Origin of the sequence: Leisingera caerulea DSM 24564 (genome assembly GCF_000473325.1) — a bacterium.
Taxonomy (GTDB): domain Bacteria; phylum Pseudomonadota; class Alphaproteobacteria; order Rhodobacterales; family Rhodobacteraceae; genus Leisingera; species Leisingera caerulea.
The window spans coordinates 554,677-571,580 of the sequence record NZ_KI421513.1 but is presented as its reverse complement, the minus strand read 5'-3'; the positions used below and the strand labels follow the sequence as shown (position 1 = coordinate 571,580).

Below are 16,904 nucleotides of genomic sequence, written 5' to 3'. Positions count from 1 at the left end.
GAGGATAGGATGGAACTCTATACGCTCCTGCGGGAATTTGCAGACAGCTGGATGCTGCTGTTCCTGTTCACCGTCTTCATCGGCATAATTGTCTGGGCGTTCCGCCCGGGCAGCACCAAGGCCTACGAGGATACCGCAAACATCCCGTTCCGCCACGTTGATGCACCTGCGCCCGGCAAGGGCAGTGATGCAGCTGCGCCCCGCCGGGGCGACAAACCCGCCGCGACTAAGGAGGCGAGGGCATGAGCAAGAAATCGCAAAAGTTCGAGGGCGATCCGAAAACCACCGGCCACGAGTGGGACGGGATCGAGGAATTCGACAACCCAATGCCGCGCTGGTGGCTGTGGACTTTCTACGCCACCATCATCTGGGGTGTTCTCTACACCATCGCTTATCCGGCTTGGCCGCTGGTCAACTCGGCCACTGCAGGCATCCTGGGCTGGTCGACCCGCGGCGACGTGGCGGCGGAGATCACCGCAGTCGAGGAGGCCAACGCTCCGGTCAACGCCAAGCTGGAAGCGGCTGAGCTGGTTGCCATCGCGGGCGACACGGAGCTGAACACCTATGCTGTCTCGGCTGGCTCCGCCGTGTTCAAGACCTGGTGCGCGCAGTGCCACGGCTCCGGTGCTGCAGGTGCCAAGGGCTATCCGAACCTCTTGGATGACGACTGGCTCTGGGGCGGTTCGGTGGAGGACATCCACGCCACCATCACCCACGGCATCCGCAACGAGGACAGCGACGACGCGCGTTATTCCGAGATGCCTGCCTTCGGCCGGGATGAGCTTCTTGAGAAAGAAGAGATCAGCCAGGTGGTCAACTACGTGATGTCGCTGTCGGGCGAGCCGCAGGACGCCTCCAAGGTTGAGGCCGGGTCGGTTGTCTTTGCCGACAACTGCGCCTCCTGCCACATGGAAGACGGCACCGGTGATCGCTCGCAAGGCGCGCCGAACTTGGCCGACGCGATCTGGCTTTATGGCGGCGACTACGCCACCCTGACCGAGACCGTGACCAACTCGCGCTATGGCGTGATGCCGGCCTGGAACACCCGCCTGACCGAAGCGCAGATCCGCGCCGTGTCGGCCTATGTGCACCAGCTGGGCGGCGGTGAATAAGCCGGACAGGATTTCAGCAGAACAGGGGAAGGGCTGCCCAGCGGGCGGCCCTTTTCCTTTTTCGGAAGGACTGTTTGCAAGGAAAAGCCGCGCAGCAGCCGCGCTGGACCATCGCAGAGGCGGTCATCATGCAGGCGCCGGCATCATTGGTAACCGGGGCAGGGTCAGCGAGCGGGGCAGGGGGCAAAAGGGCCGGGCGCGGCGCAGCGCTCTGGCCCAGGCAGAGTGCTCCGGCCCCGGCAGGGTGCGAAGCACTCCGGAAGGCTTTGGATCAGGCGGCCCGCAGATCCTTCAGGTCGCGCCGCTTAAGCGGGAGGCGGGCAAGGCCGCCATAGACACCGCGCACCTGTTCCCGGCCCTGTTCGCCTGTCAGGCCGTGTACCGCCGCCAGTTCGGGGAACAGATCGAACAGCTCCCGTTTGTCTGCAGCGCACAACCCGCGCATCGCCTCGGGGCCGGGCCAGAAGGTTTCCGTTGCGATGCCTTCGGCAAAGATCACCTCGTGCCGCTCCGTCATCAGATGCACATAAGTGACCGGGCTGTTTGCAACCGGCTGCAGGGTGCAGCTGCGGTCGATCTCCGCCAGCAGTTTCGCGGACAGGAAGCTTTCACCGAAGGGTGTGTCCCGGTCAAACGCCTGAGGCCCCGTCAGCAGGCGGTGCTGGGGGGACAGCAGCATCGGCCGCTCCGGGCGCAGCAGGCCGCCAGGGCGGACGCAATAGGGTTGCAGATGAGGGCGCAGCGCCAGTTCCGCCGGGCTGAGCGTGCGCTTGCCGGTCCAGATGACTGGCTGAAACCCATTGTCGGCGGTCTGCAGCATGTCGCCCACCCGGATCTGCCCGGCAGGCACTGCACCGCGCCGTGTGGCCAGCAGCACATTGGGCGTGAAGCAGGGGATGCCCGCGGAATAAAGCTGCGGCGCAGTCGAGAGCTGCGCTGGCGCAACCCCCTGCAGAACCAGCTTCTCGCCTGTGGGGAAGGTCAGCAGCGCATTGCCGAAGCCATCGTCGGTGACGGAGACGTCCCAGGCGCGGACAGCGCCGCCGGGGCCGGTGCCGCCGGTCAGCCCGGACACATCCAGCTGGTCGTTGTAAAAGCCGTCGGCGTCGTCGTCGCCGACACTGAAATCGCTGACGGTGTCGGTGCCGCCCCCGCCGGTCAAGATCAGCTGGTCATAGCCTTCGCCGCCTGTAATCAGGTCGTCGCCGGCACCCATTGTGACAGTGTCGTCCCCCTTGCCGGCGTCGATCGCCACCCCGGCACTGTCAGCTGAGGCATCCACGATGTCGCCCTGATCCGTCAGGTTCAGCAACTCGATCTCAGAAAAGGTGATCGTGTCGGTGCCGTCGGTGATCGTGCCGGCCTCATCCCCGGTATAGGTAACGGTCACGCCGGTGGTGACATCGGACAGGTTGACGGTGTCGTAGTCGTTCCCCGCCTCCCCGCCTTCCAGCGTATCATTGCCGAACCCGTCCGACATCTTGAATGTGTCGGCATCGGCTTCGCCATACATCAGGTCAGCGCCCGCGCCGCCAACCAGCAGGTCGTCGTGGTTGCCGCCGTACATGGTGTCGTCGCCGTCACCGCCTTCCAGCGTGTCGTTGCCATCGGTCGCGACGATGCTGTCATTGCCAACACCGCCGACCAGGCTGTCGTCCCCGGCAGAGTTCCTGAGGGTGTCGTCGCCCTCGCCGCCGATCAGCGTGTCATTGCCAAGGCCTGTGGTCAGGCTGTCATTGCCGGCGCCGCCTTCGATGTAGTCGTCGCCATCCCCGCCCGAGAGCGTGTCGCCGCCGTCCCCGCCAATCAGCGTATCGGCGCCGGCGCCGCCGTCCAGCACGTCGTCACCGTCGCCGCCCTCCATGCTGTCATTGCCGGCTTCGCCGGACAGGACGTCGTTACCCCCCTGGCCGTAGACCACATCGTTGCCATCCCCCGCCAGAACGGTGTCGTTGCCTTGTTCGATGGGCGTGACAACAGCGTCTTCGATCACATCGCCGGACAGTGTGAAACCAGCCAGGCCGTCGCGCGTCTGCAGCGTGAACTCGATCGAGGACCGGTCTTCGAACCCGGCGGAGAACCAGGCGTCCTGATCCGTGTAGTCATTCAACTCCGACCCGGTGGCCGTGACCATGCTGCCGTCGATTGCAGTGCCAAGCGACGTGTTCTCGGCCACCCCGAAGCTGGTGAAGCTGTTGCCGTCGATGATGACGGCCTCGGCATCGCCATAGGTGCTGTTGTCATCCACGTCGTTGAAGGTAGCGGTTGAGTTCAGATAGACCGGCTCACCAGTGGCGGGATCGAAAAACTCCAGCCTGAACGTGGCCCGATCCCCGGGAGAATCGCCGTTCAGCAGGATTTCCGCGCCAGCCTCGTACCCGAATTGCACCGACATGTAATCGTTGGACTTTTCGACCAGCACAAGTCTGCCCCAGACACTGGTGCCGTCTTCCAGAACAGCGATATCGCTGAAGACGGCGTAATCACCCTCAGATCCGGTGTAGCCGTCGTGCGAAACCGTTTGGATGTTGTTGATGTCCAGCACCAGCGGCGAGGCGTCCAGCCCCTGTTCGAACCCGTCGCCCATATCCCCGTAAACGATGTCATCGCCCGCGCCGGAATCGATGATGTCGTGGCCTTCTTCACCGGCGACGGTGTCCTGGCCATCGCCGGCGTCAATGGTGTCGTCGCCGGTGGTCCCATCCACCAGGTCGTCGCCTGCCGTGCCTTTCTTGCTGGCGATAAGGTCCTTTACCCAATCCAGTATTGCCATGAGCTTTATCTGACTTTCTATCCGGCGCGGGCTGCAGCACGCGCAAGTAACAATTTTTCGGCGGTTGCACGGCCAATGGGAGAGGCGTGATGCCAAGAACCGATACACGATCGCTGATAAGGAAACGTAAATTCCGCCCGGCCCCGCGTGTCAGCGCCGGCGTTCAAGTCCGGAAGCCGCTGCGCCTGTGCAGCGCCGCCGGTGAGCGGCCGCAGCTGGAACGCGCGCCCGGTTAATGGCTGTTGTACACGGCCTTCCGCCTGCGTACGGCAGGCCGCCTGCGGGCCATCCTGCACCTGCAGATGCCAGCTTCCGGCACCGGACCTTGACAATCAGCGTGCAGCACTGCGGCCTGGAACAAGTCGGCGCGGCAATAACACTGAGCGCCGCGGCCATTTGAAACCGGCGCCGCCGCAACGCACGTTCGCGCGTGGCGCCTGCTGAATTCCTGGTGCAGTGGACAGGGCCGGGGCGGCATACCGGCAATGACTGCACGTCGCTTGCGGAAGCCAAGGGTGCATTCCGGAAAAGTCTCACGTGTTCGGTTTCTGGCCGCCGCTTCTGGGCGGGCTGTGACTATCCGGTATGGTGCTGGTGGCGTTTGGCTTTCTGGCACTGGCCTGGACTGGGCTGCGGGTGTCGCGGCGCGCGGGTGCCATGCTGCCGGCAGGCTGTGCGGCTTATCTCCGGTGGCTTTGGCCGGCGGCCTGAGCCGCCGCCGAATCGGCCAGGGTTTTGGGCTTGCGCCCCGCAGCCGGCGGGCGGATGCCTAGACCCTGCTGGTCGTAAAGGCTGCTCCAGATGGCAATGCAGCTCCAGCTCACGACATATAGAACACCCGCTGCGATCACCACGCTGCCCGGCAGCGGGCCGATCTCGGCCCGCTCCAGCGCCTGATCAAAGGACACGATGGGCCGGGGGTGCACCGCGATCTTGCCGGCATAGGCCAGCGATTGGATCAGCAGCACCCACAGGTAGTTACGCTTGATCCGGCGCCCGATCGATTGCAGCAGGTTGATATGATAGTCCGGCCGGTTGTAATCCTGTGCCAGCACCTTCTGCCAGTTTTCCTCCAGATGAAGGTCGCCGTCATGCAGCATCGGCGCGTAGAAATGCTTCTCCAGCCAGCGCGCGCGGGCGCGGAACACGTTGTAAAACCGGTATCGCCGCGCCTCCAGCATCAGGAAGAAAATGATCAGGATGCCGACCAGGATCAGCGGCAGCGGCGAGGCTTCGGGCGAGGAATAGGAGATCGACAGCGCAACCCCAAGCGTCACCACCGCCCAGTTGGTGGTGATGTCCAGCCGGGTGCGCCACATCACGCTGCGATAGACCTCGCCGCGGTACAAATGCGCCAATGCGCCGACCTCGGCCGCCGACAGAGGTGCGCGATTCCCGGCGTCTGCCTGTCCGTTCTCTCCCTTGGCCATGGAATGAGGGTAGTTTTTTGCGGCAAGCGGGCAAATTTTTACGCCTGTTTGATCCGTGTCAAACCGCACCGCTGCGAACCGCGCTACACACGCAGGTGAAAGACATTGCTGCCTGGCAGACATCCCCTCCAGCGCAGCAAGAAATCCCGCAAGGCCGACGTGCAGGCCGAACGGGTCATGCGCCGGTTTTCCGATCTGTTCGCGCGTTTCCTGGAAAACCGGCGCTTTTTCTTTCTCTCCCTTGGATCAAACCCTCAAATATTCCGCGGGTGTATGCAGCGCGTCTTGGTCGGGCGGCGTCGCAGCCAAACAACCAGCCGGTTCAGCAGCCCCTTGCCGCGTGGCGGCGCCTCGTAGGCGCGGGGCAGCGTTTTGGCAGCGGGAAATTCGCGCAGCTTCACACAGTCCTGCCGCGTCGCGGTCAGCATCGAGCGGGCGCAGATATCGGTCAGCATGGGTCAGCCTCCTATCTTGCTGTCTGTCTCCGATGCTTGCGCGAACGGGCGATTCCTGCGACTTAAGAAAAATCACATCGTGTAAGGTGAAATTACATATGGATTGGTTGCATATGCCGCCGCTGGCCGCGCTGCGGGCTTTTACGGCCTTCGCCGAAACGGGGAGCGTGGTCCAAGCGGGTGCGGCGCTGAATGTCAGCCACGCTGCCATAAGTCAGCAGCTGAGGGCGCTGGAGGCGCATCTGGGCGCGGCGTTGCTGGACCGCAGCGGGCGGGCGCTGGCGCTGACCGCAGAAGGCGCGCATCTGGCGCGGGCATTGCAACTGGGCTTCGGCGCGATCCAGGCGGCTGTGAAGGAGATCGCTCAGGCTGGTGCCGCCCGGCCGCTGCATGTCACCTGCACGCCGATGTTTGCCGCGCATTGGCTGATGCCGCGGCTGCCGGGGTTCCAGGCGGACAATCCCGGCATTGACCTGGTGCTGGACCCCACGGGCGGCCTTGTCGAGCTGAAGCCCGGCGGCATCGACATTGCGCTGCGCTATGGAGATGGCAACTGGCAGGGGCTTGAAACGGAAAAGCTGCTGGCCTCGCCGATGGTAGTTATCGCTGCCCCCGGATTGCTGGACGGGCGGCAGGTCAGCGCGCCGGAGGATCTGCTGGACCTGCCCTGGCTGGAGGAGCTGGGCACCTCGGAGGCCAGCCACTGGCTGCAGTCGCGCGGTGTCAGCCAAGGCCTGCGCGGCCCGCGCACCCGGCTGCCGGGGAACCTGCTGATGCAGGCGGTGAAAGCGGGGCAGGGGGTCGCGGTCAGCGTCCGTGCCTTTGTCGAGGAGGATCTGGCAGAGGGCCGTCTGCTGGCGCTGTTCACCGAAGGCGAGGGCCGCGGCTACCACATCGCCACCCGCCCGGGCGTTCTGCGCCCGGAGGCACGCAAGTTCATCGCTTGGCTCAGGCGGCAGCGGCAGGCGCTCTGAGGCCATCGTTTCACCACCGGAAAGCGGCTGCAAACTGCCGCAGCTGCTGCGCTGCGGCAACTTGCCTCTGGCGGGGCGCCGCACGCAGGCATAGGTGGCCTTTTGCCTTCACAAGGCGCTGTGCCGGGCGCGAAAACATGATTGTGTGATGCGCTTTTTGATCCACGTCAAAGTTCTGGCACTTTGCATCTGTGACAAGGGCGCCAGACAGCCACAAGACGGAGAGAGTCCGTGAGCGATTCCAACCCAGCCCCGAGCCTGTATGCCGCCAGGGAACCGATTTTTCCCCGGCGCGTCTCCGGACCCTTCCGAAATCTGAAGTGGTACATCATGGCGGTGACGCTGGGGATCTACTACCTGACCCCCTGGATTCGCTGGGACCGCGGGCCCTCTTTGCCGGATCAGGCGGTGCTGCTGGATCTGGCGAACCGCCGGTTCTACTTTTTCTGGATCGAGATCTGGCCGCACGAATTCTACTTCGTCGCGGGCCTGCTGATCATGGCGGGACTGGGGCTGTTCCTGTTCACCTCCGCCTTGGGCCGGGTCTGGTGCGGCTATGCCTGCCCGCAGACCGTCTGGACCGATCTGTTCATCCTGGTGGAGCGATGGATCGAGGGCGACCGAAACGCCCGTTTGCGTCTGCACCGGCAAAAGAAGATGGATTTCCGCAAGGCCCGCCTGCGGGTGACCAAATGGGTAGCCTGGTTCCTGATCGGGCTGGCCACCGGCGGTGCCTGGGTGTTCTATTTCGCCGATGCGCCGACGCTGGCCTATGATCTGGTGACGCTGAACGCGCATCCGGTTGCCTATACAACCATGCTGGTGCTGACAGCGACCACCTTCCTGTTCGGCGGTTTTGCGCGCGAGCAGATCTGCATCTACGCCTGCCCCTGGCCACGCATTCAGGCGGCGATGATGGATGAGGACACGCTGACCGTTGGCTACCGCGAATGGCGGGGCGAGCCTCGGGGCAAGGGCAACGTCCGCCGCCGCAGCAAGGCTGAGGCGGAAGCGGCAGAACAGGCAGCGCAGGCGGCGGGCCCCGGCCAGGCGGCTTACGCCGGCACCCCGTATCCGGGGCTTTCTCCGGATGCGGACCCCACCGCGGCAACCGGCGCAGCCGAGGCCGCCGGGCCCGGCGACTGCATCGACTGCATGGCTTGCGTCAACGTCTGCCCGATGGGGATCGACATCCGCGACGGCCAGCAGATGGAATGCATCACCTGCGCGCTGTGCATCGACGCTTGCGACGACGTGATGGCCAAGATCGGCAAGCCGCGCGGCCTGATCGACTATATGGCGCTGTCGGACGAGACGCAGGAGCGCGCGGGCAAGCCGCCCAAGAACATCTGGAAGCACATCCTGCGCCCGCGCACCATCATGTACACCAGCCTGTGGTCGCTGGTCGGTCTGGGGCTGCTGTTTGCCTTGTTCATCCGCTCCGACATCGAACTCACCGTGGCACCGGAACGCAACCCGACCTATGTGACGCTGTCGGACGGGTCGATCCGCAACACCTATGACGTGCGCCTGCGCAACAAGCATGGCGAGGACCGGGTGTTCAAACTGTCGATCAAGGGCGATCCGGCGATGCGGCTGCAGCTGGAAGGCACGGTCTATCACTCGGTGAACGTGCCTGCGGATACCGCGCTGCTGCAGCGGGTTTATATTGTCGCAGCCAAGGGGTCCGCGCCCGCGCAGACGGACGCCACCCCGGTTCGCATCTGGGTCGAGGATCTGATAAACGGGGAACGCGCCCACAAGGACACCACCTTTAACGGCAAGGGGAACTGAACCATGGCCAAGCGCGAACGGGAATTCACCGGAAAGCATGCATTGATGCTGTTCGGCGGCGCCTTTGCGGTGATTATCGGGGTAAACATCGCCTTGGCTGTGAACGCGGTGAAGACTTTTCCGGGGCTGGAGGTGAAGAACTCCTATGTCGCCAGCCAGGAATTCGACCAGCGCCGGTCTGCACAGGAGGCGCTGGGCTGGTCGGTCTATGCCTCCTCGCAGGGTGATACGGTCAAGCTGGAGATCACCGACGCCGATGGCAACCCGGTGGAGGTGGCCAAGCTGAGCGCCACCCTGGGCCGGGCGACCCATGTGCAGGACGACCAGCAGCCGGAGTTCGCCTTTGATGGCCAGGCTTATGTGGCACCTGCCGATCTGGGCCCGGGGAACTGGAACATCCGCATGGTGGCGCGGTCCAAAAACGGCACCGAATTCACCCAGCGCGTGATTCTGCATGTGAAAGGCTGACCGCCATGACCGCCCAGCTCCGCCCCTCGCTCGCGGCCTGCCCGGCCTGTATTGCCGCCCCGCACGACAGTGCAGACCAGGCCCCAACTGAGGCGCGGCTGGCGCTGTCGCTGCCGGGCATTCACTGCCAGGCCTGCATCTCGGCGGTGGAGCGGGAGTTGAACGCCCATCCCGGAGTTCATTCGGCGCGGGTGAACCTGACCCTGAAGCGCGCCCTGATCGAGGCGGATCCGGACGTGCGCGCCGCCGACCTGATCTCGGTGCTGGAGCGCATCGGATATGAGGCGCATGAGCTGGATCTGGCGGCGCTGGCCGCCACTCAGAACGACAAGGCGGGCCGCGATCTGCTGATGCGGCTGGCGGTGGCGGGCTTTGCCTCGATGAACGTGATGCTGCTGTCTGTGTCGGTCTGGTCCGGCGCCTCGGACGCGACGCGGGACATGTTCCACTGGATCTCTGCCGCGATCACCTTTCCGGCGATCATATTCTCGGCACAGCCGTTCTTTGCCAATGCCTGGAGCGCGCTGCGGGTCCGGCGGCTCAACATGGATGTGCCGATCGTGCTGGCGCTGGTGCTGGCGCTGGTGACCTCGCTGTGGGAGACCTTTCTGTCCGGCGAGCACGCCTATTTCGACGCTGCCCTGACCCTGACCTTCTTCCTGCTGGCGGGCCGCTATCTGGACTATCGCACCCGCGCGGTGGCGCGCTCTGCGGCTGAGGAACTGGCAGCACTGGAGGTGCCCCGCGCGGTCCGCCTGCTGGACGGCGATGAATATGAGGTGCCGGTGGCTGATCTGGCCATTGGCGACCTGATCCTGGTGCGTCCCGGCGGGCGGATGCCGGTGGATGGCGAAATCGTAGAAGGCCAGTCGGAACTGGACCGCTCGCTGCTGACCGGGGAGACGCTGCCGGTGTTTGCCGCACCGGACCTGGCGGTTTCAGCTGGAGAAGTGAACCTGACCGGTCCGCTGACGATCCGGGCCACGGCGGTGGGCGAGGACACCTCGCTGCACCGCATGACCGATCTGGTCGCGATCGCCGAGTCGGGCCGCTCCCGCTACACCTCTCTGGCAGACAGCGCGGCCAAGCTCTATGCGCCCGGCGTGCACATCCTGTCGGCGCTCGCCTTTGCGGGCTGGTATCTCTACACCTTCGACATCCGCACAGCACTGAACATTGCGGCTGCGGTGCTGATCATCACTTGCCCTTGCGCGCTGGGCCTTGCGGTGCCTGCTGTCACCACCGCCGCCTCAGGCCGGCTGTTCAAGAAGGGCATGCTGATCAAACACGCCACTGCGCTGGAGCGGCTGGCAGAGGTTGACACCGTTGTGTTCGACAAGACCGGAACGCTGACTGCAGGCACTCCGGAAGTCACCAATCTGGGCGAACACGCCCGCGCGGATCTGGAGATTGCGCTGGCGCTGGCCGAAGGCTCCTCCCACCCCCTGTCGGTGGCTCTGAGCCGCGCGGCGCGGGAGGCCGGGGTCAAGCCGGCCAGCGTGCAGGACATCACCGAGGTTCCGGGCTATGGTGCCGAGGGCCTGTACCGCGGCGCCCGCGTCCGGCTGGGCCGCGCGGCCTGGGTCGGCGCCAAGCAGGGCAGCCAGACGGCCGCCTGGCTCGACAGTGGGGCAGGGGCGGCCAAATCTTTCCTGTTCACCGACGCGCTGCGCCCCGGCGCGGCGGAGGCTGTGCAGGCGCTGAAGGAGGCGGGCAAGGACGTGCTGCTGATCTCCGGCGACACCACCGGTGCGGTCGAGGATCTGGCTGGCCGCCTGGGCATCGCCAAATGGGTGGCAGAGGCGCTGCCCGCGGACAAGTCCGCCCGGGTGCAGATGCTGGCGGATGAGGGTAAGAAGGTGCTGATGGTCGGTGACGGCCTCAACGATACCGCGGCGCTGGCCGCGGCGCACGTGTCGCTCTCCCCGGCCTCGGCGCTGGATGCGGCGCGGGTGGCGTCCGACATCGTGCTCTTGGGCCAGGACCTGAGCCCGATCGCCGAGGCTTGCGGTGTGGCGCAGAAGGCGACCCGCCGGATCCGCGAGAACTTCCGCATTGCCACGCTCTACAATGTCATCGCGGTGCCTCTGGCGGTTGCCGGCCTGGCCACGCCCTTGATTGCGGCGCTGGCGATGTCTACCTCGTCTATTACAGTCTCCCTCAACGCGCTGCGTTTGCGCTGAGGGCGCGCCTGCAATCACGGAACTGATCCCATGAGCGTCCTTACCTACCTGATCCCGATTTCTCTGATCCTCGGCGCGGTGGGGCTGGCGGCCTTCATCTACACAGTGCGCAGCAACCAGTATGACGACCCCGAAGGCGACGCCCGCCGCATCCTGAGCGACGAGTGGGACGACAAGCCCAAGCCCTGAGCGGGTTGCAGCATTCCAAAAACTCCCGCCCCCGCAGGTGCCCTGGCTGAGACCAGAGCTCCTTGGCTGCGTTGGGCTTTTCGCCGGAAAAGCCTGACGACGGGCGGGAGACGCTGTTCGCTTCCAGGAGGTGCAAGGCATAAAAAAAGGCGCCGTGCGGGCGCCTCTTTGCTGCTGGTCTGAAGCTGTGCCGGTCAGGATGGGCCGATCGGGTTGCAGGTCACGTTACGGGCGTTCAGGCGGCGGCAGGCCAGTTCCGCCTGCTCCTGGCTCATGCCAAGGAAGTTCGCCTCGAACCCGCGGCGGGTCTTGGCCACCTTGCGCAAGGAGCCGTCCAGCGTCTCCAGCTCCGACATCGCGGTACGCAACAGCACCTTCTCTGCCTGGTAGCGGCTGGTATAAAGACCGACGTTGATGCCCCAGTAGCGCCCGCCGGAAGTGGACAGGCGGGTGACAACAACCGGTTCCGGCGCCTGCGAGGCCTCTGCCAGCGCCAGGCTGGCCGGGCGGGCAACGGGCCGGAGGCCGGTAAAGGGCATCTTCTGCACGGCAGCGATGACTGTCGCGGCGGCGGTTGTGTCCAAGGCCGCGGGCTTCGGTTCGGCCTCCGCTTCGGCCAGGGCCACGGCGATGCTCTCGCGCACTGCATCCCGGGTCAGGGCGCCTTCCGCACTGACGGACTGCAGGTTTTCGATCTGCTCGCCGGCGGTTTCCGATTCGGCAGCCGCGGCTTCTGCGGGCGGAGTCTGCAGTGCCTCCTCCAGCGCCGCCACCAGCACCGGCGACTCGCTGGCACCCGGGCGGGTCTTGGGGCGCAGGCTGGTCTGCACCTGGCCGCTCACCCGGATGGTCTTACCCGCAACCCCGTGCGAGGGGCCGTTGCCGGCGTCGGCAATCACCACATTGCCGGCACCTTGATAGGCCGGCCGCTGCGGCTTGCGCAGCGCTGCGCGCGAGGGCGCCCGGCGGAAGCCGAGGTCCAGCAGTTCCGCCACCTTGGCATTGCGCGAAGTGGAGGACTTGCCGCCGAAGACGGTCGCGATGATCCGTTCATTGCCGCGCTTGGCCGAGGCCACCAGGTTAAAGCCCGCCGCGCGTGTGTAGCCGGTTTTGATCCCGTCGGCGCCGCGATAGGCGGCCAGCAGGCGGCGGTTGGTGTTGGGAACCTCGCGGATGCCCGCATGGGTCGAGCGGCGCGAGAACAGGTTGTAATACTCCGGATAGTCATACAGCAGATGCCGCCCCAGCGTGGTCATGTCGCTGGCGGTCGACAGGTGCCCGCTGGCGGTCAAGCCATGAGCGTTCTTGAAGGTGGTGCGGGTCATCCCCAGCGCCTTGGCGGTGCGGTTCATCCGGCGGGTAAAGGCGGCCTCGGAGCCCGACAGCGTCTCGCCGATGGCGGTGGCGGCGTCATTGGCGGATTTCACCGCTGCCGCCCGGATCAGATAGCGGAATGCAATTCGCTGCCCGGATCTCAGCCCCAGTTTCGAGGGCGGCTCCGCCGCGGCATTGCGGCTGATTTTGACCTTGGTGTCCAGGGTGATCTCGCCGTTCCGCACCGCCTCAAAGGCGATGTAGAGCGTCATCATCTTGGTCAGCGAGGCCGGATGCAGCCGGGTGTCGGCATTGCGCGAATGCAGCACCTCGCCGGTCCTGGCGTCGATAACCATCGCCGCATATGGCGCTGCCTGAGCCCGCTGGGGCGCCAGCCCCAGTACCAGAATTGCCAGAAGGAAACCCGCCGCTGCCCACAAGAGACGGGTTGAGAAATGCCGACCTTGCGCCGGTCCAGCCTGCGTGATCACTGCCATGTTTGCCTCGTGCCGCCGGTTGTCCGGCTGACGTTTCTGCCTGTTGGAAAAAGCGTAACACAGGGTTTACGAGGAATAAACAGCGGCGAAACGGGCAAGTCCGGCGCAGCCGTTAAGCAGTGCCGGCATCTAGTGGGCTGAGCCTGCCGGGCCGCTAGATGCAGGATGTGCTAATAAAGGGTTACTAAAAAAACTTGCAAACAGGCGGTCTGAAGCGGCCCGGGGCGGCCATTATAGCGGTCTGCGGGGGCAGCACGGGCCTAAGCCGGGGTGAAAATGCGTTAAATAAAAGGGCGTGGAGTAGCTGAGGCCGAGCGAAAATTCGCAAGGCTGGCACAGCTGCGCCTTGATACGGGATTCGAGATCCGCCAGCAGCGCCCTGGAAAACGACTCGCCCCGGTGCGGCTTGCTGAGCAGGGCGACGCTGATGGCGATATGCGTATGGTGGAACTGATCCGTTGGATAAGCCCGCCCCTTGCAAGCACCGGCACTGGCGTCGTGCTCCAGGATAACTGCCTCGATTGCGGTGAGGATGGACGGCGCGTCGATCTCCAGATCGCTGGAGTATTTCAGCTCGGCGTGCGGCATGTCCCCGGGTCTCCCTTGCGGTTTGGCAAAGGGATAGCGGCCTCCGGCGGGGACGTCCAGCACCCGCCGGGCGGGGCGGTCAGCCGAGGCCCTCCACCAGATCCGCCAGCCCGCCGAGATCGGCAATCTCGGTATAGCGCGGGCTGTGCTCCGGCGCTTCGGCGTGCTCCACCTCCCAGACCAGCCCGTGCGGCACATAGGTGCCCCAGCCGCCGGCCTCGATCACCGGCACCACGTCCGAGCGCATCGAGTTGCCGACCATCATAGCCCGCGCGGCGCCATCGCCGTGGCGGGCAAAGATATCCAGATAGACTTCCGGCGTCTTTTCCGAGACCACCTCAACCCCGTCAAACAGCTCGCCCAGGCCGGATTGCGCCAGCTTGCGCTCCTGGTCCAGCAGATCGCCCTTGGTGATCAGCACCACTTTGTAGCGGCCCGCCACCGCCTCCACCGCCTCGCGCGCATGGGGCAGCAGCTCGATCGGGTAGGACAGCATCATCTGCCCGGCGGTGATCAGCTCCTTGATCACTGAGCCTGGCACCCGTTCCTCTGTCACGTCTATTGCGGTTTCAATCATCGACAGGGTAAAGCCTTTCACCCCGTAGCCATAGCGCCCCAGATTGCGTTTCTCGGCGTTCAGCAGCCGCCGCTCCAGCTGGCCGGGGCCGATGTCGTCCGGTGTGTGATCCATCAGCAATTCGGCGAATCTGTCTTGCGTCACGCGGAAGAACCGTTCGTTGTGCCAAAGGGTATCGTCGGCATCAAAGCCGATTGTTGTCAAATTACGTGTCAATCTGCGGGTCTCAGTCTCTTTTCCTGAACAGCTAAGAGGCTATATAAGCGACACAGGAAATTCCATGCATCACTGGATCAAATTGCTTATGCCGCTGCAGCCCATCATGATGACGGATCATTCAGACGACGACACGGACGCTGGCGTCCTGACCAAGACGCGCCCGAAAACCAAGCGTCCGCCGCGCTACAAAGTGCTGCTGCTGAATGACGACTACACCCCGATGGAATTCGTGGTGATGGTGCTGGAGAGGTTCTTTGGCATGACCCACGCGCAGGCGTTTGAGATCATGCTGACGGTGCATAAAAAAGGCGTGGCGGTGGTTGGCGTTTTCAGCCATGAGGTGGCTGAGACCAAGGTGGGGCAAGTGATGGATTTCGCCCGCCGCCACCAGCATCCGCTGCAGTGCACGATGGAAAAAGAAGACTGAAGAGGCCCTTATATGTCTGTACGCCTGTCCCTGGCCGCCCAATCGGGCGGCTTTGCTGTGCCGTCCGAGGGCCGCATCGCCGTGTTCCTCCCGCGCGCCGAACACGACCTGTCGGCGTTGCCCAAGGAGCAGTTGCTGGTCGTGCAGCCGTTCCGCCCCGACCACGATCATTTCGCCGGACAGGGGTACAACTGCGTCCCGGCACCTGAGGCGGGCGCCGCGTTTGCTGCCGCCGTGGTCTTCCTGCCGCGGGCCAAGGCGCTGGCGCGGATGCTGGTGGCGCAGGCCGCCGCGGCCACAGAAGGCCAGGTGCTGATCGACGGCGCCAAGACGGAAGGCATTGATTCGATCCTGAAGGATCTGCGCAAGCGCTGCGAGCCTTCGGCGCCTGTGTCCAAAGCACATGGCAAGGTGTTCTGGATCGAAGGCGGCACCGATCTGTCCGAATGGCTGCCCGAAGGGCCGCAGCAGGTTGAGGGCTTCATCACCGCACCCGGAGTGTTTTCCGCGGACGGCATCGACCCGGCCTCCCGCCTGCTGGCGGCGGCGCTGCCCAAGAAACTGGGCCGCTGCGTGGCCGACCTGGGCGGAGGCTGGGGCTACCTCTCGGCGCAGGTGCTGAAACACGAGGGCGTCGAGGAACTTCACTTGGTTGAGGCGGACCATGCCGCGCTGGCCTGCGCCCGTCTGAATGCAGCGGACCCGCGGACGCAGTTTCACTGGGCCGATGCCCGCAGCTGGAAGGCGCCGGGCCCGGTAAACACCGTGGTGATGAACCCGCCGTTCCACACCGGCCGCGCAGCGGAGCCGTCGCTGGGGCATGCCTTCATCGCCGCCGCGGCCTCGGTGCTGGCGTCCAATGGCAGCCTGTGGATGGTGGCCAACCGCCATCTGCCGTATGAGACCGTACTGGCAGAACGCTTTGCCCAGGTGCGCGAAGAAGGCGGCGATAACCGCTTCAAGATCCTGCATGCGGCCAAACCGAGGCGCGGCCGCAAGTAACCGCGCGCCGGGCGCAATGCCGGTTTCCAAACCGGCAGGGGCGGTCTAACGTGCCTGCCAAACGGCCCAGGGAGTGACCTCGCATGTCCTTTTCCATTTCCGGCAAGACTGCCATCGTGACCGGCGCCGCCAGCGGCATCGGCCTGGCGATCGGCAAGCAATTCGCCGATGCCGGCGCCAATGTCATGTTTGCCGACACGCAGGAGGCGCAGCTGGTTGCCGAGCTGGGCGAGCAGGCCGACGAAAGCAACATCCGCTATTTCGCGGGCGACCTGCGGGAGCGGCTGACCATCGCCAACCTGCTGTCGGCCACCATCGACGCCTTCGATGACATCGACATCCTGGTCAACGGCGCCCGCCAGGTGGTGGCAACCGATGCGCTGGATGCGCAGGACGAAACCCTGGAGAAGCTGCTGAACCAAAGCTTGCTGCCGGCGGTGCGTCTGTCGCAGCAGGTGGCCCGGCGCATGATCAAACAGGGCGAGGAGCGCGAGGGCGACGGCCCGCTTGGCAGCATCATCAACCTGTCCTCAATCGCCGCGCGCCGCACCCATCCGGAGCTGATGGCCTATTCGGTCGCCTCTGCCGCGCTGGACCAGGCGACCCGCTCGCTGGCCGTTGCGCTGGCACCGCACCGGATCCGGGTGAACTCCATCGCTTTCGGGTCGGTGATGAGCGCGTCGATGCGGGACACGCTCAAGGAAAACCGCAGTTTCCGTCAGGATATCGAGGCGCACACGCCTCTGGGCCGGGTCGCTTCGCCGACCGAGCTGACCGAAACCGCGCAGTATCTGGCTTCGGATGCCTCCGGGTTCATGACCGGGCAAGTGGTGACACTTGACGGCGGCCGCACCCTGCTGGACCCGGTGTCCGCACCGATGCACTGACTGGAAAGACTTCGC

At 65.0% G+C, this 16,904-nt stretch carries 16 protein-coding genes; 10 read left to right on the top strand and 6 right to left on the bottom strand.

From position 1 onward, the window contains the following. The first annotated feature begins 9 nt into the window (after nt 1-9). Together CAER_RS0109980 and ccoP are read left to right on the top strand one after the other, a co-directional pair. Complete coding sequence (locus tag CAER_RS0109980) at nt 10-246, top strand: CcoQ/FixQ family Cbb3-type cytochrome c oxidase assembly chaperone (RefSeq protein ID WP_027235221.1); 237 nt, start codon at nt 10-12, stop codon at nt 244-246. After that, complete coding sequence (ccoP, locus tag CAER_RS0109975) at nt 243-1,112, top strand: cytochrome-c oxidase, cbb3-type subunit III (protein WP_027235220.1); 870 nt, start codon at nt 243-245, stop codon at nt 1,110-1,112. Before CAER_RS0109980 ends, ccoP begins: the two co-directional genes overlap by 4 nt. A gap of 271 nt (nt 1,113-1,383) precedes the next feature. On the opposite strand, the gene CAER_RS0109970 is transcribed toward ccoP, so the two are convergent. From CAER_RS0109970 to CAER_RS0109955, 3 genes are all read right to left on the bottom strand, one after another. Beyond that, nucleotides 1,384-3,885: a Hint domain-containing protein gene (locus CAER_RS0109970; protein ID WP_027235219.1), complete on the bottom strand. Its 2,502-nt coding sequence runs from the start codon at nt 3,883-3,885 to the stop codon at nt 1,384-1,386. A 680-nt stretch (nt 3,886-4,565) separates the two neighbouring features. After that, a complete protein-coding gene (locus CAER_RS0109960) occupies nt 4,566-5,315 on the bottom strand; it encodes a DUF2270 domain-containing protein (RefSeq protein ID WP_027235218.1) in 750 nt (249 codons plus the stop codon). A gap of 254 nt (nt 5,316-5,569) precedes the next feature. After that, on the bottom strand, nt 5,570-5,770 hold the full coding sequence (locus CAER_RS0109955) for a hypothetical protein (protein WP_027235217.1): 201 nt from the start codon (nt 5,768-5,770) through the stop codon (nt 5,570-5,572). A gap of 98 nt (nt 5,771-5,868) precedes the next feature. Between CAER_RS0109955 and CAER_RS0109950 the strand changes: the two genes are divergently transcribed. The 5 genes from CAER_RS0109950 (at nt 5,869) to ccoS (ending at nt 11,378) form a co-directional block, all read left to right on the top strand. Further along, nucleotides 5,869-6,744 carry a LysR family transcriptional regulator gene (locus tag CAER_RS0109950; RefSeq protein WP_027235216.1) on the top strand — a complete coding sequence of 292 codons (876 nt, stop codon included), beginning with the start codon at nt 5,869-5,871 and terminating at the stop codon, nt 6,742-6,744. 231 nt (nt 6,745-6,975) lie between these two features. Then, the gene (gene ccoG / locus CAER_RS0109945; protein WP_036797217.1) at nt 6,976-8,538 is read left to right on the top strand and encodes a cytochrome c oxidase accessory protein CcoG; all 1,563 of its coding nucleotides are present in this window, start codon (nt 6,976-6,978) and stop codon (nt 8,536-8,538) included. Between the two features lie 3 nt (nt 8,539-8,541). After that, entirely contained in the window at nt 8,542-9,006 is a 465-nt protein-coding gene (locus CAER_RS0109940; RefSeq protein ID WP_027235214.1) for a FixH family protein, read from the top strand. A gap of 5 nt (nt 9,007-9,011) precedes the next feature. Beyond that, nucleotides 9,012-11,189: a heavy metal translocating P-type ATPase gene (locus CAER_RS0109935; RefSeq protein WP_027235213.1), complete on the top strand. Its 2,178-nt coding sequence runs from the start codon at nt 9,012-9,014 to the stop codon at nt 11,187-11,189. 30 nt (nt 11,190-11,219) lie between these two features. Then, complete coding sequence (gene ccoS / locus CAER_RS0109930; protein WP_027235212.1) at nt 11,220-11,378, top strand: cbb3-type cytochrome oxidase assembly protein CcoS; 159 nt, start codon at nt 11,220-11,222, stop codon at nt 11,376-11,378. Nucleotides 11,379-11,572: 194 nt separating this feature from the next. Here ccoS and CAER_RS0109925 read toward each other — a convergent pair whose 3' ends face one another. The 3 genes from CAER_RS0109925 to CAER_RS0109915 all read right to left on the bottom strand — a co-directional run bounded on the left by CAER_RS0109925 (nt 11,573) and on the right by CAER_RS0109915 (nt 14,570). Continuing rightward, nucleotides 11,573-13,189 carry a D-alanyl-D-alanine carboxypeptidase family protein gene (locus CAER_RS0109925; RefSeq protein WP_027235211.1) on the bottom strand — a complete coding sequence of 539 codons (1,617 nt, stop codon included), beginning with the start codon at nt 13,187-13,189 and terminating at the stop codon, nt 11,573-11,575. A 231-nt stretch (nt 13,190-13,420) separates the two neighbouring features. After that, nucleotides 13,421-13,777 carry a hypothetical protein gene (locus tag CAER_RS27870; RefSeq protein WP_036797215.1) on the bottom strand — a complete coding sequence of 119 codons (357 nt, stop codon included), beginning with the start codon at nt 13,775-13,777 and terminating at the stop codon, nt 13,421-13,423. Nucleotides 13,778-13,856: 79 nt separating this feature from the next. Further along, a complete protein-coding gene (locus CAER_RS0109915; protein WP_027235210.1) occupies nt 13,857-14,570 on the bottom strand; it encodes an HAD family hydrolase in 714 nt (237 codons plus the stop codon). Nucleotides 14,571-14,634: 64 nt separating this feature from the next. Here CAER_RS0109915 and clpS point away from each other — a divergent pair, with 64 nt between their 5' ends. The 3 genes from clpS (at nt 14,635) to CAER_RS0109900 (ending at nt 16,889) form a co-directional block, all read left to right on the top strand. Next, entirely contained in the window at nt 14,635-15,000 is a 366-nt protein-coding gene (gene clpS / locus CAER_RS0109910; protein ID WP_245597348.1) for an ATP-dependent Clp protease adapter ClpS, read from the top strand. A 12-nt stretch (nt 15,001-15,012) separates the two neighbouring features. After that, nucleotides 15,013-16,002 carry a class I SAM-dependent methyltransferase gene (locus tag CAER_RS0109905; RefSeq protein ID WP_027235208.1) on the top strand — a complete coding sequence of 330 codons (990 nt, stop codon included), beginning with the start codon at nt 15,013-15,015 and terminating at the stop codon, nt 16,000-16,002. 83 nt (nt 16,003-16,085) lie between these two features. Beyond that, nucleotides 16,086-16,889, top strand: coding sequence for an SDR family NAD(P)-dependent oxidoreductase (locus CAER_RS0109900; RefSeq protein WP_027235207.1), 804 nt, complete (start codon nt 16,086-16,088; stop codon nt 16,887-16,889). Nucleotides 16,890-16,904: the final 15 nt, after the last annotated feature.